Consider the following 15,760-nt stretch of genomic DNA (forward strand, 5'->3'; position numbering starts at 1 on the left):
TGCAAAAGAGACAGCCGATCAATCGGTATTAGGACTATTGACAGAAACCCGTGGATAGAGTATTATAATACATAAATAATAATGATTTTAGATTTATAGGAATTAGGGATTACTATGCGCGAACGTATATTATTAACGCCGAGCGAAGTGACGGACATCCTTCGCCGGAACAAGAAAAAAGTGACACCACAGCGGCTTGCCGTCTATGCGGCTCTCGCCGATACGACAGAGCATCCGACGGCGGAGACGCTCTATAAGGAGCTGCGCGCCGACTATCCGACCATGAGTCTGGCGACGGTCTATAAGTCCCTCGACGCGTTCTGTGAGATCGGCATTGTCCGCGAGCTGAATGTGGGCGAGGAGGCATTTCGTTACGATGCGGATATTTCGCCACATCCTCACATCCGCTGTATGTCCTGTGACAGGGTGGCAGACGTCCCGATTACGGCGCTTCCGGCACTGGACAAGAATGTTGCCTCGGTGACGGGGTACCGCATCGTCTCTCAACAGATGTATTTCTTCGGGTACTGCCCCGAATGCCAAAAGAAGAAAGCAGGAGCATGAGCTTGTAAATAGGGAAATACTGTGCGCCGCGCATGAGCGTTATTGGCAACACTCATACGAACTGAAATACGGTATCGTATGGGTGTTTTTTGTGTGCCGAATTTATCAGTGCTTCCTTAAGTTGCACTTGACTTGATAATTCGACGCGTAAAATAGAGGCGGGATTGCTGATCTTCTGAAATGATCCGTACTAAAGCAAAAGGGACTGTTGTACGAAGCTGTAAACTTCGTGCAGCAGTCCCTTTGAATTATACCGGTCAGCGGCGATTTCTGCGTGCGAGAATGCGAATGACCTTTGCGCCCGTGCTCTTGATCTTGCGGATGGGGGCGACGCGCGTCGTCGTCTTGGGGCGGATCTCCGTCGGTGTACGGAAATCACCGCGCCGCAGATGCGTGCTCTTGATCTTGTCCGGTTGGAAAAATTTGCGCAGGACGTGGGCGATGGGGTCGAGTGGCACGTTTTCCCGACAGAGGTAGACGTCGAGGGAGACGTGGCGCATGGCCGGGTGCACATGGAGGGCAACATGTCCACCCGGCACGAGTGACAGCAGCGAGAGCACGCCGCTCTCCTGTCCGTTGCTGATGATCTCGATGGGTGACAGCCCTACCGTGCGCAGTGCATCAGAGACTTGATCGCGCAGGGCTTCTTCCGTGCTGCACCGATCGCCTTTACAATCATAAAAATCCACGGTCAGCAGCCTTGATTGAATCTCCATCTGCTTCAGTCTCCTTCTTACATGTATAATCTTACACTCATTATAGAGGAAGAATGGTGCTCCCGTCAAGGCATATCGCAGAAGGCTCGAATATGTATGGATAGCAAGAGAATGGACGCGATGTTGTTTCTATAAAATAAAATCTCGTGTCACATGGAAAAAAATCACTTCTTATGTTATACTGATTCTGCACGTCCATTGACAGATGGCAGGGAGTATATCTTCTTAATTTAGAAATTCTGCCAATGCGCGAATGCATATCATGCTACACATATTGCGGAAGGAGACTCCATTAACAATGTTTGGTCTTTTTGGTGGACACGATATGGGGATTGATCTCGGTACGGCAAACACGCTCGTTCACGTCAAAGGACGTGGAATTGTGCTGCGTGAGCCGTCCGTGGTTGCGATAAAAAGTGATACAGGGGACGTTCTCGCGGTGGGCGAGGAAGCAAAGCAGATGATCGGCCGCACACCGGGCAACATTGTGGCCATTCGCCCGATGAAGGACGGTGTCATTGCGGACTTCGACGTGACGCAGGCGATGCTGAAGTACTTCATCCGCAAGGCGATGCGTTCCAAGTCGTTCGTTCGTCCGCGCGTGGTGGTCGGTGTGCCCTCGGGGGTCACCGAGGTGGAGAAGCGTGCCGTCATTGATGCTGCACAGCAGGCGGGCGCGCGCGAGGCGTATCTCATCGAGGAGCCGATGGCAGCAGCAATCGGTGCGGGACTTCCTGTCGAAGAAGCGACGGGGAGCATGGTCGTCGATATCGGCGGCGGCACGACGGAGATCGCCGTGATCTCGCTCGGCGGCATCGTTACGAGCCGCTCCATCCGCATCGGCGGCGATGAGATGGACTCCTCCATCGTCCAGTATATTAAGCGCATGTATAACCTCATGATCGGCGAGCGTACGGCAGAGGAGATCAAGATCTCTGTCGGTACGGCGATTGTGACGCCCGATACGGATCGTACGATGGACATCCGCGGACGCGACCTCGTGAGCGGTCTGCCGAAGACGCTGACGATCCATGCCAAGGAGATCCGCGAAGCACTCAACGAGCCAATCTACAAGATCATCGATGCAGTGAAGAACACGCTTGAGAAGACACCGCCGGAACTCGCGGCGGACGTCATGGATCACGGCATTATGATGACGGGCGGCGGGGCACTCCTCATGAACCTCGACAAGCTGCTCTCGCATGAGACGGGGATGCCCGTGCTTGTCTCGGAGGATGCGCTCTCCTGTGTTGGTGAGGGGACGGGGCGCACACTTGAGAACATCGGGCTGCTCAAGAATGTCGTCATGTCCTCGAAGAAATTAAAACAATGATTGACCGACTCGAACGGGCACGGCAGTCCGGACGCAAGATCTGGGCGCTGCTCTTTGTTCTGCTTGCCCTCTTCTGCATTATTTTCTTTGCGGCACGCGGTCGATTTCAGGTTACAGCATCGACGGGGACGGTGGGCACGGTGCTCGCGCCCTTTGAGATGGCGGCGTCCTTCATTGGACAGCAGATCCAGACCGTTACGGCGAACGTATGGGAAATTGCGACGGTACATGAGCAGAACAAGATGCTCAAAAACGAAGTCGAGCAGCTGCGGCAGGAGAATACGACAGCGGCGGAGTACGCCGCTGAGAATGAACGCCTGCGCGAGCTCTTGGCCTACAAGCAGGGAGCGCATCAGTTCGATCTCCTCGCTGCACGCGTGATCGGCAGAGATGCAGAGCTGTGGACGAGTACGATTGTCGTCGACCGCGGCTCCAAGGACGGCGTGCGGGAGAATATGCCTGTGGTCACGGGCAAGGGGCTCGTCGGTCACGTGACCGAGGTCGGCCTGGTCTCCTCCAAGGTGCAGCTCATCCTCGATGCGCGCTCCTCGGTCGGTACGATCATTCAGCGGCCTGAGTCGCGTGTGACGGGCATCCTCACGGGAACGATGGATAATCCCTATATGCCGCAGATGGTCGATATCCCGCGAAATGCAGACGTAGAGGATGGCGATGCGGTCGTCACATCGGGGTTCGGCGGCATCTATCCCAAGGGGATTGCCGTTGGGCATGTCGCTGCACAGCACAGCGACGACAGCGGCCTTTTGAAGGTCGCTGTCATTGAAACGGCGGTGGACTTCCGGCGGCTTGAGGACGTCGCGATCATTACAGCGTCGCGCGAAGCGCCTCCGACGCCAATCCAGCCGACGCCCCTCAGCCCGGGGGCTGAGGCAGCGGCACAGATCTCAGCAGCACAGACAAAGGCGGCAGCACAGTGAAGAAATATCGGATTTTTGTCCTGTTTTTCCTCGTCCTCTTTGTCCTGCAGTTTTCCTTTCTCCCGCTGATTTCCATCTACGGTGTGGTTCCTGATCTCCTCGTTTTGGCAACCGTCTCCTTCTCCTTTTTGCGCGGCAGCGCATGGGGGGCTCTGATCGGCTTTTCGCTCGGTCTCATGCAGGATCTCAGTGCGGGCGCATTCTTTGGACTGAACGCATTTTTGCTGACACTGATCGGACTCTTCTTTGGTCGCTTTTCGGATCGCGTACTGCAGGAACAGTTCTTCTTGCCGCTCGCGGCGTCAGTTGCAGCAACACTGGCAAAGTATCTGTGCTCGGCACTGATTGTCTATTTGCTCGGCTATCGCTTCAATCTCTTCCTGCACATGGAGCGCGTGCTCTTTGTCCTACTCGTATTCCAGGTGGTCTTTGCCTATCCGATTCACTGGGCAACCTTTTACATCAGCCGGCGCATACATGAACCACAATAAGGGAGTGTATCATTGATCCCTCAGACAGTTTTCTCGGAGTGTAATTTTGAACGAACATGAAGATTTCAGCGGACGTCTGCAAGTCCTCGGCGGTGTGATCGTTCTCATCATCGCCGTTCTCATCGGGCGCGCGGCGTATCTCCAGATTTACGATGGGGAACTCTATGCACGGCTGGCGGAGGGCAACCGCATCCGCATCATTCCGGCGGAGGCGGCGCGCGGAACATTCTTCGACCGAAACGGAGAGCTGCTGGTCACGAACCGCCCCGGCTTTACGGTATCACTCCTGCCGCTGACCGAGCCGATTTCCCCCGAGGTGATCGCGCGCGTCTCAAAGCTCATCAATGTTCCCGTTGCCGAGATTCAAAAAAAGATCGATGCTCACGTCGGCTTTGACCCCATTCGCATCAAGAATGATGTTCTGCCCGATATCGTTACCATTATCGAGGAGCAGAAGGACGCCTATCCCGGTGTCGTCATCGAGGTTCTCCCCGTGCGTGACTACATATACGGCGAGTATGCGGCACACGTCTTTGGCTATGTGAGCGAGATCAATGAGATGGAGCTTGAAAAGCGCAAGGATGAGGGGTATAAATCCGGTGACATCATCGGAAAGTTCGGGCTGGAGCGCGTCTACGACAAGGAGATCCGCGGCGTCAAGGGCGGCGATCAGGTGGAGGTCGATGTATCGGGTCGCCCCGTGCAGATCCTCGGACGTCAGTCCCCTGTGCCGGGCAATGACCTTGTCCTCACCATCGACAAGCACATCCAGGAGGCAGCGGAGCGCGCCGTTGATGAGCAGCTAGCCATCGTCCATGCGAATGCGGCAGCCGCCGTCGTCATGAACCCGCAGACGGGCGAGGTGCTCGCCATGGTCAGCCGCCCCGCGTTCAACCCGAATCTCTTTGCGGGCGGCATCTCCACGCAGAACTGGAATGTCCTGAACAACAACCCGTTTCACCCTATGGACAACAAGGCGATTACGGGAGAGTACCCGCCGGGCTCGACCTTTAAGATTGTCACGGGCACGGCGGCGCTCGCAGAGCACAAGGTGACGCCGCAGGAAAAGATCTTCGACTCCGGCCGCCACTGGATTATCCCCAAGACGAACGCGGGCGGCGAGGCACTTGGCTGGATCAACTTCCAGCAGGCGATGGCGCACTCGGACAACGTCTACTTCTATGAGATGGGCAACCGTCTCGGTGTCGATACACTCGAACGCTATGCGCGGATGTTCGGTCTCGGACAGCGCACGGGCATTGATCTCCCCTTTGAGGCGGAGGGACTAGTGCCGAACCGTCAGTATAAAAAGGACAACTACGAGGACGGTGACTGGTATCTCTCTGAGACCTTCGATGCGGCGATCGGACAGGGGTTTAACCTTGTAACCCCGCTTCAAGCAGCGATGGTCATGGGGGAGATTGCGGCGAACGGCAGACGCTATCAGCCGCATCTCGTTCAGCGTATTGTCGATGTCAACGGCAATACGGTGCGTGACTTTCAGCCCGTCCTGCTCTCCGAATTGGATGTCAATCCAGGGGTTATTCGTCAGGTGCAGGAGGGACTGCACGAGGTGACGAAGTTCGGTACGGCAGCCGGCGTGTTCGCCGGATTTTCGATTGATATTGCCGGTAAAACAGGGACAGCGGAGAACTCGCAGGGGCGCGACCACGGCTGGTTCGTGGCGTACGGGCCGTTTGCGAATCCGAATATTGTGGTTGCCGTGATTGTGGAGCAGGGTGGTTTTGGCTCTATGTCAGCTGTGCCGATCGGGCGCAGGATTATGGAAGCCGCCTTTGGTCTGGATCGTGAGCAGCCCGCAGGGAGCAAGTGAGGGATGGAAATGAGTGAGGAAAAGATCAAGATCAAAGGGGAGAACGGTGGCCTGTCGCTTGCCTTTCCCGCCGCCATGCCCTTTTCGGAGATCATGGAGGAACTGGGGAAGAAACTGGACTCGGGGGCTGGGTTCTTTCTGCGCGGCACGCTCGTTCGTGTTCCGCGTGATCGCTTCTCGCAGGGAGAACTCGCCGATGTGCAGGAGCTCTTTCGGACGCACGGGCTGATCTGCCGGCTGGCAAAGCCTGCGGCAGAGTCCGCGCCTGTCGCATCACCACAGACATCTGCCCCGCAGCCGTCCGCCAAAGGGAAGGGTGAGCCAGAGCTGCAGCAGATGGTCGTTGTCGATAAGACGCTGCGCGGCGGTCAGGCGATTGAGACCGAGGGCTCAGTCATCGTTTTTGGCAACGTCAACCCCGGGGCGCAGATCACGGCGGGGGGGAGCATTGATGTGCGCGGCACATGCCGCGGCGTGATCCATGCCGGAGCAGCAGGGGACTCGACGGCATTCATCATCGCGGATCGGCTGATGCCGACCCAGATTCGCATCGCAAACTATGTGGCGCGCTCCCCGGATGAGCCCGAAGACAGCGGCAAGGCAGAGCGCGCCTATGTAAAAGACGGTCAAATCGTCATTGAACCAATAGAGAGGTAGGTTCTAAGGTATGAGTGAAATCTATGTGGTGACATCGGGTAAGGGAGGCGTCGGAAAAACGACGACGACAGCGAACATCGGTGTCGGATTTGCCATGCGCGGCAAGAGTGTCGTGCTCATTGATACCGACACGGGGCTGCGCAATCTGGATCTCCTGCTCGGACTCGAGAATCGTATCATGTACGATCTCGTCGATGTGACATCAGGGCATGTGCCGTACAAAAAGGCACTTGTCCGCCACAAAAAATACGATTCACTCTACCTGCTGCCGACCTCGCAGGTCAAGGACAAGAGTGCCGTGAATCCCGAGGAGCTTGCGGCGCTCTGTGAGGATTTGCGTCGTTCCTACGATGTCATCATCATCGACTGCCCCGCAGGGATCGAGCAGGGATTCAAGACGGCGATTGCCGCCGCCGATACGGCGATCGTCGTTACCATGCCGGAGATCTCGGCGGTGCGTGATGCGGACAAGATCATCGGTGAGCTCGGACGCGCGGACAAGGAGGATATCCGCCTCGTCGTCAATCGCATCCGTCCGAAGATGATCGAAAAGGGCGATATGCTCGATATGGACGACATCGACGAGATCCTCTCGGTCACGTGCATCGGGCAGATTCCCGATGATGAGATGGTCGTGACGAGCACGAACCGTGGCGAGCCATGTGTTACGATGAAGGACTCTCCGGCGGGGCAGGCGTACCTCGATGTCGTTGCACGGCTCTGCGGCGAGGACGTTCCCTTCCGTGAGTTGGCGAAAGAGAGTCTTTGGGAAACAATCAAGGGAAAACTCTTTGGGAAGAAGTAAGGAGGCGTTGGCGTGATTGAAGCACTGAGAAAACTTCTTGGAAAGAAAGAGAGCTCAGGCGATGTGGCACGCCGTCGTCTGCAGCTGGTGATCATCAATGACCGCGCAAATGTCTCGCCTGAGATCATGGACAGCATGAGGGCAGAGATCGTGCAGGTCATTTCAAAGTATATGTATATCGACACGCGCGAGATGGAGTTCGCGCTTGAGAACGAGAATGATGCCATGGCACTCGTTGTCAACATCCCCGTTGTCAGCGTACAGCATGGCGGCGCGCATAGGCATCGGAGATGATCCTCTCAAAACGGCTTCTGCGCCGTACGGATGTCACGCTGATTCTCGCGGCTGCGGCGATTGTCGTCATGAGTCTCGTCATCATCGGCAGTGCGACCCATGTCAATACGCTGAGTGAGGAACGCTACTGGTTCGTTCAGCGGCAGGGTATCTCGATCATCGTCGATATTGCCCTCGCAGCGTTCTTGATGAACTTTGACTATAAGATCTTGCAGCGCTATGGGAATCACTTCTACGTGTTCAATCTCGTGCTGCTCGTCCTCGTCATGCTCGTCGGACAGACGGCACTCGGTGCGCAGCGATGGATTGCGCTCGGTCCGATCAGCATACAGCCGTCGGAGTTCTCGAAACTCATCATGATCATCGCGCTTGCCGCCATGATCGAAAAACGCGATAAGATTGACTCCATCGTGGACCTCGTCCCCGTGGCAGCGTATGTCGGCGTTCCGTTCCTTCTCGTTCTGAAACAGCCGGATCTCGGTACGTCGCTCGTCTTTCTGGCGATCTTTTTCGGCATGGTCTTTGCGGCGGGGATACGACTGCGCCTTTTCTTTGGCATCTTTGCCGCGGGACTTGCGGCGATGCCCGTGCTCTGGCATTTTCTCAAGGACTACCAGAAAATGCGCATCATGGTGTTCATGGATCCGAACGTCGATCCGCTCGGCGCGGGCTATCACATCATCCAATCGAAGATTGCGATTGGCTCGGGCATGCTCTTTGGAAAGGGGCTTTTCGGCGGCACACAGAGTCAGCTGAACTTCCTGCCCGAGAACCATACGGACTTTATCTTCTCCGTTGTGGGCGAGGAACTCGGCTTCGTTGGCTGCACGGTTCTGCTCCTCCTCTATCTCATCGTCCTCTGGCGCGGGATACGGATCGCGCAGAATGCGAGCGATACCTTCGGACGGCTGCTCGCGGTCGGCATCACCTCGATGATTGCCTTCCACGTCCTCGTCAACGTGGGCATGACGATGGGGATTATGCCCGTCACGGGCATACCGCTGCCGCTCATGAGCTATGGTGTCAGTTCCCTGACGACCAACATCATGGCGATTGCCATCCTGCTGAACATCCAGCTGCGACGACAAAAGCTACTCTTTTAAGGAATCGCTGATAAAATGAGGTCTGCCAGATTGACGTAGATTTTTTGTCCGATTGAGGCAGCAAACCGGACGCATAGCAAAGGCTATGTGGAGGATTTGCTAACGAAAAGCGGGCGAAAAAGATGCGTTAAGATGGTAGTGCCGAATTTATCAGTGCTTCCTTAAGGAGTTATTGACTCTGTAGACACTTCGGGGCTGTCTGCCTTCGTGCAGCGCAGCCCCCTTTTCTTGTGAACGACACAATGTGGGGGATAGGAAATGGTACATCTCGATCACAGCATGCTCCAGTCGGTGCTGAAGCCTGCACGCTATACGGGGGGCGAATGGAACGCCGTCCACAAGGACTGGGACAGCGTTCGCTGCAAATTTGCCTTGGCTCTGCCCGACGTCTACGAGGTCGGCATGAGCAACCTCGGACTCGCCATCCTCTACGAGATTCTAAATCGCCGTGCGGATCTTGCGGCAGAACGCGTCTATGCTCCGTGGATCGATATGGAGGAGGAGATGCGTGCACGCGGGATACCTCTTTTTTCACTGGAATCTCGCCATGCGGTTCGTGCCTTTGACTTCATCGGCTTCTCTCTCCAATACGAGATGATCTACTCGAATGTGCTGAATATGCTCGATCTGGCGGGTATTCCACTGTATGCAGAGGAGCGCGGTGAGGACATGCCGTTCATCGTCGGCGGCGGTCCATGCGTTTACAACGTCGAGCCGATTGCCGACTTCTTCGACTTCTTCGTCATTGGCGAGGGGGAAGAGGTACTGCCCGAGATCTGCGACACCTTTATCCGGTGGAATGCAGCGGGCAGACCGAGCGGACGGCGTGGGTTCTTGACCCAGCTGCTCCGTGTGGACGGCATCTATGTGCCGTCGTTCTATGCACCCGTCTACGATGCACGAGGGGATTTCGTGCGCATGGATGCGCTTCACCCCGATGCGCGCCCCGTAATCTACAAGCGCGTCGTAAAGGATATGAACGATGCGGTCTCGGCAGAACATCCCATCGTCCCCTACATGGACATCGTGCACAACCGTGCCATGCTTGAGCTCTTTCGTGGGTGTTCACGCGGCTGTCGCTTCTGTCAGGCAGGCATTGCCTATCGCCCCGCGCGTGAGCGCACGGAGAAGCGTCTGCGCAAGATGGCGCATGGGATGATTTCCTCCAGTGGTTATGATGAGATGAGCCTAACCTCACTCTCCTCGGCGGACTATTCGGGGCTTGGCTGTCTGGTGGATGATCTCATCGGTGACTATCGAGACGAGAAGGTCAGCGTCTCCCTTCCGTCCCTGCGCATTGACAGCTTTTCCGTGGAGCTTGCCCAGAAGGTACAGCGCGTGCGCAAGTCCGGGCTGACCTTCGCGCCTGAGGCGGGGACGCAGCGTCTGCGCGATGTCATCAATAAAGGGGTGACGGAGGAGGATCTGCTCACGGCGTGTGGGGCGGCATTCCGCCACGGGTGGAAGCAGGTGAAGCTCTACTTTATGATGGGACTGCCGACGGAGACGGATGAGGACATCATCGGGATCGCCCGCCTCGCGAAGAAGGTCGTCGATCTCTATACGGAGATTCGCGGACGGCGTGGGTGCAAGGTCACCGTCTCCGTCTCCTGTTTCGTGCCGAAACCGTACACACCATTTCAGTGGTTCGGGCAGCTCTCGATGGAGGAGTTTCAGCGCCGCCAGCAACTCCTGAAGGAGCATATCACGGATCGTGCCATTACGTTCCACTATCACGACGCACGGCTCTCCGTGATCGAGGGGATTTTTGCGCGCGGCGACCGACGCCTTGCGCCAGCGCTGTACGCTGCATGGAAACGTGGGGCAAAGTTTGACGGCTGGTCGGATCTTTTCGACGATGCACACTATTTCGCCGCATTTGCGGACTGCGGCATCGACTGGACGTATTACAGCCGCCGCACGCGCACGATCGGTGAACCGCTGCCGTGGGCGCACACCTCGCCCGGCGTGCTCGAACGCTATCTGAAAACGGAGTGGCAGAAGGCACTCACAGCGTCTCTTACGGAGGACTGCCGCCGCACGCACTGTACGGGCTGCGGGATTTGTCCGACGCTCGGCGTCGATGTGATCGACTATGCCGGCGAGGAAGAACGGCAGGAAAAGCATGGGGAAACGGGTGTGACTGCCGATCCTGCACTGCAGGAGAGTACGCCGCAGGAACGCACGACCGTACGCTATCGCGGACTCATCACGAAGGGGGAGGAGCTGCGCTATGTCTCCCATCTCGACTATGCAAACCTCTTTGTCCGCGCGTGCAAGCGCGCAGGGCTTCCCATGGCATACTCAGAGGGCTTTAACCCACACATGAAGGTCGCCTTTGCCTCGGCGCTCTCGTTGGGCGCAGCAAGCGATGCGGAGTATGTGGACTTTGAGATGACCGAGGAACTGCCGCCCCATGAGGTCATGCAGCGGCTGCGTGCTCAGCTCCCGCGCGGGGCGGAGATCATCCGGCTGCGCATTCAGGAGGGGAAACACCGCGCCCTGATGGCGGACGTGGATGAGGCCCGCTATCGGCTCAAGATCCCCTACGAAGGAGAGCTCGCACCCGTACGTGAGAGCGTACGCCGCTACAACAGTGCCACGCACGCCGTATGGGAGCGTGTGACCCCGAAGAAGCGCCGCAGCATTGAGACGAAGGAATACATAAAGGCACCCATTTCGTTTCAGTACGAAAATGGATGCCTCATTCTCTGGATGAATTTTCTTGTCACTCCTGCGGGCAGTGTAAAGCCCATCGAGGTGCTCAGCGTGATGGCGCGGGACTTTGCTCTGCCCATCGATCCTGCCAAGGCATACGTGACGCGCACGGGACTCTTTGCGGAGGGAGCAGCGCTCATCGACCGCTAAGACGGCAGTGCTGAGTTTATCCGTACTTCCACTTCCCCATACCTCCTAATGGCGCGGGCGCAGGATAAGAGCCTGCATCTTCGCATCCTCCGCCGTCCGCACGTCAATCATTCCCTGTGCCTGCATTGTGTCCAGCACGATGGCCTGTCGCTTCTTCGCTGCAATGAAGTTCACGAACGGCGAGACCTCGGACGGTGCATTCGGAACGCCTGCGAGCATGGATGCCTCGGGCAGATCGAGTGCCGCGGGAGATTTTCCAAAGTACCCGTCAGATGCCGCCTGTACGCCGTAAAATCCGCCGCCGTAGTAGACGACATTCAGATACATCTCGAGGATCTCCTCCTTTGAGCAGGCGATCTCGATGTCGAGGGCAAGCAGAAGCTCCTCGGCTTTACGTGCAAAGGTCTGCTCGCTGCCGAAGAAAAGGTTCTTCACCAGCTGCTGTGTGATCGTGCTCGCCCCCTCTTCGATGCGCCCGTGTTGGATGTTGACGAGGGTCGCGCGTGCCACCCCCGTCATGTCGAATCCATGATGCTCATAGAAACGGCGATCCTCTACGGCGACGATGGCGTGCTGCAGATCGGGGGCAATGTGTCCGATGGGGACGTAGTCCGCACGGTCAAGACGCGCATCGATGGCGCGTCGTACAAAGAGCACGCGCAGAATCCGATCGGCCGCATCCGGCTCGCGGATCTCATGCAGCTGATTCGCAGGCTTTTGATGTTCCGCCTCGGGCAGCAGCGCACCGAGCTCCTGCCATGTATGTGGAGCGAAGAAGAACGTCCCCGCGCAGACGAGAAGCAGTATAGGAATCAGTATCATGAAAAAACGCCCGATGGAAAGGGGCGTTTTTTTTCTGCGCGATGGCTTCTTTCGCGCGCTGCTTCTGCGCCGCGTTTTCCTGCGGCGCGGCATTTCCTCAATCGTGTCGTTCATGTCCTGCATTTGGTATGGTCGCTTTCAAAATATATGGTTCGGATCTCATCCCGCATCTCCTCGAGATTCGATGGGAGCAGACGGATATCGTAGCCGATAAAGACGGGGGAGGTGGCAAAGCGCGGCAGAATCTTGATAAAGACATCCGCACCGTCGTGATAAAAGAAGATATTATAGCTGTTGTTGCGTCGTCGGATAAAATCCACGGCAATCTGTATGTAGTCGGCGATCACATCGGTCGCACGCGCATCCCGCGGGATAATATTGAGCTCGCGAAAGCCAACGCGCGGATGCGTGGAGAGTGTGAATGTTACGCCGTCCGTTTCATCGATCATCAGTCCCTCAAATTCCTGGCGGGAGAAGGAAAGCTCCGGGCGAAAATGAGGAAACCCGACGAGCTGCATGTGCGGATGGCGGATGGTACCGCCCGAATAAGGCCCGTAGTTCTTAAAAAAGAGAACCATATCGTATGCGCCGCTCGCGCGCATACGCTGCCAATGCCGCATGCCGAAGGAAATGAGGCGACGGATATGTTCCTTGGAATAATCGGGAATATCGGCGTGGCAGTCTGCCCCCTCGATGAGGATAAATTGGTCGGCTTCCTCGATGACGTTGTATTTATTTTTGAGCAGGATGATGTCGCCGTCTCTCTCGATGATCCCCGTCAACTTTGACGTGTCGCAGAACGGGCAGGGGACATCACTGTGGAGGATATTCTCGGGCTTTTGCCGTCCGATACTGACATTGAAATGTGCAAGATTGATTTCCATGGTACTGCTCCGAATCACTGCCATTGTCTTACCCCTATATTATATATCAAAGCAGAGGTTTTCTGAATATATTTATCAAATATTTTGCAGAGACGGCACAATTTACCTACGGCTTCATGCTATAATGGGGAGGATATGCAGAAAGTAGGATGAAGCAGCTATGAGAATTGACCTTGTGACGCTCTTTCCCGCGATGTTTGCGGGCGTGTTCGGCAGCAGCATCATCGGCCGCGCAGTACAGCGTGGGCTCATCGACATCCACTATACAGATTTTCGCGACTACGCGACGGATAAGCATCATCATGTGGACGATACACCGTGCGGCGGCGGGGCAGGCATGGTGCTGAAGCCCGAGCCCCTGTACGCCGCCGTGCGAGACCTATATGGGAAGACCGCTGCCTATGCGGAGCACCGCTGCACGATCATCTTTGACCCTGCAGGCGAGGTGTTCACCCAGCGGACGGCAAAGGAACTCGCATCCTATGAGCAGCTGGTGCTCATCTGCGGGCACTACGAGGGCTTTGATGCGCGGATCTATGACCTCGCAGATCGTCTGATCTCCGTCGGCGATTTTGTCCTGACGGGCGGGGAGATTCCCGCCATGCTGACCGTAGACGCCACAGCGCGGATGCTGCCGGGCGTGCTCGGTGATGCCGCATCCGCCGCAACAGACTCCTTCTTTGATGGGCTGCTCGGCTATCCGCAGTACACACGCCCACGTGACTTCGAGGGCAAGGCTGTACCCGACGTCCTCCTCTCGGGCAATCATGCAGAGATCGCCCGCTGGCGGCGCGAACAGGCACTCCTCACGACACTGTTGCATCGTCCCGAGCTCCTTGCACGTGTTACGCTGTCACAGGCAGATCGTATTTTTTTAGAGCAACAGAAGAAAACAAAAGAAAATAAAGAATCTTTGCGTGAATCTCGTGAAAATGATATAATGGGTTCGATTTGATCTGTCTTGTTTCTATGCTCGATAGGGGGAGCGCGCTGTGACACAGTTTGATAAACGAAATCTATCCATGATGATGGATTTCTACGAAATGACCATGTCCTATGGATATTTTCATCAGCCGAACCGCGATGTTCGCGTGGCGTTCGATCTCTTTTTCCGCTCCGTCCCCGACAAGGGGGGATACGCCATCTTTGCGGGGCTTCAGCACGTCATCGAGTTCGTGGAGAATCTCTCCTTCTCCGATGCGGACATTGCCTATTTCCGCAAACAGAACCTCTTCTCCGAGGAATTCCTGGACTTCTTGCGCGGTTTCCGCTTCCGCGGCGATATCTACGCCATGCCTGAGGGAACGATCATCTATCCGAATGAGCCGCTCCTGACGATTGTTGCACCGATCATCGACGCACAGCTTGTGGAGACGGCGATCCTTGCGCAGATCAACCATCAGTCCCTCGTCGCGACAAAGGCGTCGCGCATCGTGCGTGCCGCCGAGGGACGCAAAGTTGCGGACTTCGGTGCGCGGCGCGCGCACAATATGGACGCGGCAACCTATGGGGCACGCGCGGCGTACATCGGCGGCATCGACATGACGGCGACGGTCTCGGCAGGGCAGCAGTTTAATATTCCCATCTCGGGCACTATGGCGCACAGCTGGGTCATGTTCTTCAAGGATGAATACACGGCGTTCAAACAATATGCAGAGATCTACCCACAGGCCACCGTCCTCCTCGTCGACACCTACGATGTGCTTCACTCGGGCATCCCAAACGCCATCCGTATCGCCCGTGAGGTTCTCGCGCCGCAGGGACATCGTCTCGCAGGCGTGCGTGTGGACTCGGGCGACCTCGCCTATCTTTCGAAGCGCATTCGAAAAATGCTCGATAAGGCGGGTCTTGACGACTGCAAGATCATCCTCTCGAACAGCCTCGATGAGTTCACCATCTCATCACTCCTCCTGCAGGGCGCACGCGTGGACAGTTTCGGTGTCGGCGAACGGCTCATCACGGCAAAGTCCGATCCTGTCTTCGGCGCCGTGTATAAGCTTGTTGCTGTGGAGGAGAACGGCATCTTTCAGCCGCGCATCAAGATGTCGGAGAATGTCGAGAAACTGACGAATCCAGGACTGAAGGATCTCTACCGCATCTATGACCGTCACGGCAAGGCGGTCGCGGACATGATTGCGGTGCAGGGCGAACAGGTCGACCTCACGCAGCCGTTCCGCTATGTTGATCCGCGCAAGCCGTGGAAAAACCGCTTCTTCGAGGGTGGTTCGGCGGTGAACCTGCGCCGTCTCTATGTCAGGGATGGGGAGCGGGTCGAGGAGCTGCCGCCCTTGGAGGAGATTCGCGCATATGTGCGCCGTCAGCTGGCGGAGGAGATCTGGCCGGAGGAACAGCGATTTGAGAATCCGCATCGGCACTATCTCGATACGACGCCGGACTACTATGAGCTGAAGATGGGACTGCTCGAAGAGGTGCGCGGGAAGCACAGCTGAC

At 56.6% G+C, this 15,760-nt stretch carries 16 protein-coding genes; 13 read left to right on the top strand and 3 right to left on the bottom strand.

Annotated elements, in window-relative coordinates; all coding sequences use genetic code 11:
• Positions 1-114 precede the first annotated feature (114 nt).
• The gene (locus ADJ74_RS08760; RefSeq protein ID WP_050343564.1) at positions 115-564 is read left to right on the top strand and encodes a Fur family transcriptional regulator; all 450 of its coding nucleotides are present in this window, start codon (positions 115-117) and stop codon (positions 562-564) included.
• Positions 565-821: 257 nt separating this feature from the next.
• On the opposite strand, the gene ADJ74_RS08765 is transcribed toward ADJ74_RS08760, so the two are convergent.
• A complete protein-coding gene (locus tag ADJ74_RS08765; RefSeq protein ID WP_050343565.1) occupies positions 822-1,280 on the bottom strand; it encodes an S-adenosylmethionine decarboxylase family protein in 459 nt (152 codons plus the stop codon).
• Positions 1,281-1,578: 298 nt separating this feature from the next.
• Here ADJ74_RS08765 and ADJ74_RS08770 point away from each other — a divergent pair, with 298 nt between their 5' ends.
• The 10 genes from ADJ74_RS08770 (at position 1,579) to ADJ74_RS08810 (ending at position 11,603) form a co-directional block, all read left to right on the top strand.
• The gene (locus tag ADJ74_RS08770; protein ID WP_039980900.1) at positions 1,579-2,613 is read left to right on the top strand and encodes a rod shape-determining protein; all 1,035 of its coding nucleotides are present in this window, start codon (positions 1,579-1,581) and stop codon (positions 2,611-2,613) included.
• Positions 2,610-3,551, top strand: a complete 942-nt coding sequence (gene mreC / locus ADJ74_RS08775) for a rod shape-determining protein MreC (RefSeq protein ID WP_050343567.1) — start codon at positions 2,610-2,612, stop codon at positions 3,549-3,551. Before ADJ74_RS08770 ends, mreC begins: the two co-directional genes overlap by 4 nt.
• Positions 3,548-4,042, top strand: a complete 495-nt coding sequence (mreD, locus tag ADJ74_RS08780) for a rod shape-determining protein MreD (protein ID WP_050343569.1) — start codon at positions 3,548-3,550, stop codon at positions 4,040-4,042. Before mreC ends, mreD begins: the two co-directional genes overlap by 4 nt.
• A gap of 46 nt (positions 4,043-4,088) precedes the next feature.
• Positions 4,089-5,876 (top strand): penicillin-binding protein 2, encoded by a 1,788-nt coding sequence (gene mrdA, locus ADJ74_RS08785; RefSeq protein ID WP_009442587.1) that lies wholly within the window; start codon positions 4,089-4,091, stop codon positions 5,874-5,876.
• 9 nt (positions 5,877-5,885) lie between these two features.
• On the top strand, positions 5,886-6,533 hold the full coding sequence (minC, locus tag ADJ74_RS08790; RefSeq protein WP_050344266.1) for a septum site-determining protein MinC: 648 nt from the start codon (positions 5,886-5,888) through the stop codon (positions 6,531-6,533).
• 10 nt (positions 6,534-6,543) lie between these two features.
• A complete protein-coding gene (gene minD / locus ADJ74_RS08795; protein ID WP_009442585.1) occupies positions 6,544-7,338 on the top strand; it encodes a septum site-determining protein MinD in 795 nt (264 codons plus the stop codon).
• Positions 7,339-7,350: 12 nt separating this feature from the next.
• Positions 7,351-7,632: a cell division topological specificity factor MinE gene (minE, locus tag ADJ74_RS08800; RefSeq protein ID WP_050343571.1), complete on the top strand. Its 282-nt coding sequence runs from the start codon at positions 7,351-7,353 to the stop codon at positions 7,630-7,632.
• A complete protein-coding gene (gene rodA, locus ADJ74_RS08805; protein ID WP_050343573.1) occupies positions 7,629-8,735 on the top strand; it encodes a rod shape-determining protein RodA in 1,107 nt (368 codons plus the stop codon). Before minE ends, rodA begins: the two co-directional genes overlap by 4 nt.
• 39 nt (positions 8,736-8,774) lie before the next feature.
• Positions 8,775-8,900 carry a secretion protein HlyD gene (locus ADJ74_RS11615; protein ID WP_071586092.1) on the top strand — a complete coding sequence of 42 codons (126 nt, stop codon included), beginning with the start codon at positions 8,775-8,777 and terminating at the stop codon, positions 8,898-8,900.
• Positions 8,901-8,993: 93 nt separating this feature from the next.
• Entirely contained in the window at positions 8,994-11,603 is a 2,610-nt protein-coding gene (locus ADJ74_RS08810) for a TIGR03960 family B12-binding radical SAM protein (RefSeq protein ID WP_050343575.1), read from the top strand.
• Positions 11,604-11,648: 45 nt separating this feature from the next.
• Here the strand turns inward: ADJ74_RS08810 and ADJ74_RS08815 are convergent, their stop codons facing one another.
• Complete coding sequence (locus ADJ74_RS08815; protein WP_084708974.1) at positions 11,649-12,548, bottom strand: transglycosylase domain-containing protein; 900 nt, start codon at positions 12,546-12,548, stop codon at positions 11,649-11,651.
• Positions 12,536-13,309, bottom strand: coding sequence for a DUF4931 domain-containing protein (locus ADJ74_RS08820; RefSeq protein ID WP_050343577.1), 774 nt, complete (start codon positions 13,307-13,309; stop codon positions 12,536-12,538). Before ADJ74_RS08820 ends, ADJ74_RS08815 begins: the two co-directional genes overlap by 13 nt.
• 160 nt (positions 13,310-13,469) lie before the next feature.
• Between ADJ74_RS08820 and trmD the strand changes: the two genes are divergently transcribed.
• Both trmD and ADJ74_RS08830 read left to right on the top strand, forming a co-directional pair.
• Positions 13,470-14,264: a tRNA (guanosine(37)-N1)-methyltransferase TrmD gene (trmD, locus tag ADJ74_RS08825; protein WP_050343579.1), complete on the top strand. Its 795-nt coding sequence runs from the start codon at positions 13,470-13,472 to the stop codon at positions 14,262-14,264.
• 37 nt (positions 14,265-14,301) lie between these two features.
• Positions 14,302-15,759 (top strand): nicotinate phosphoribosyltransferase, encoded by a 1,458-nt coding sequence (locus ADJ74_RS08830; protein ID WP_050343581.1) that lies wholly within the window; start codon positions 14,302-14,304, stop codon positions 15,757-15,759.
• Position 15,760: the final 1 nt, after the last annotated feature.

Origin of the sequence: Selenomonas sp. oral taxon 478 (assembly GCF_001189555.1) — a bacterium.
In the GTDB taxonomy this organism is placed as follows: domain Bacteria; phylum Bacillota; class Negativicutes; order Selenomonadales; family Selenomonadaceae; genus Centipeda; species Centipeda felix.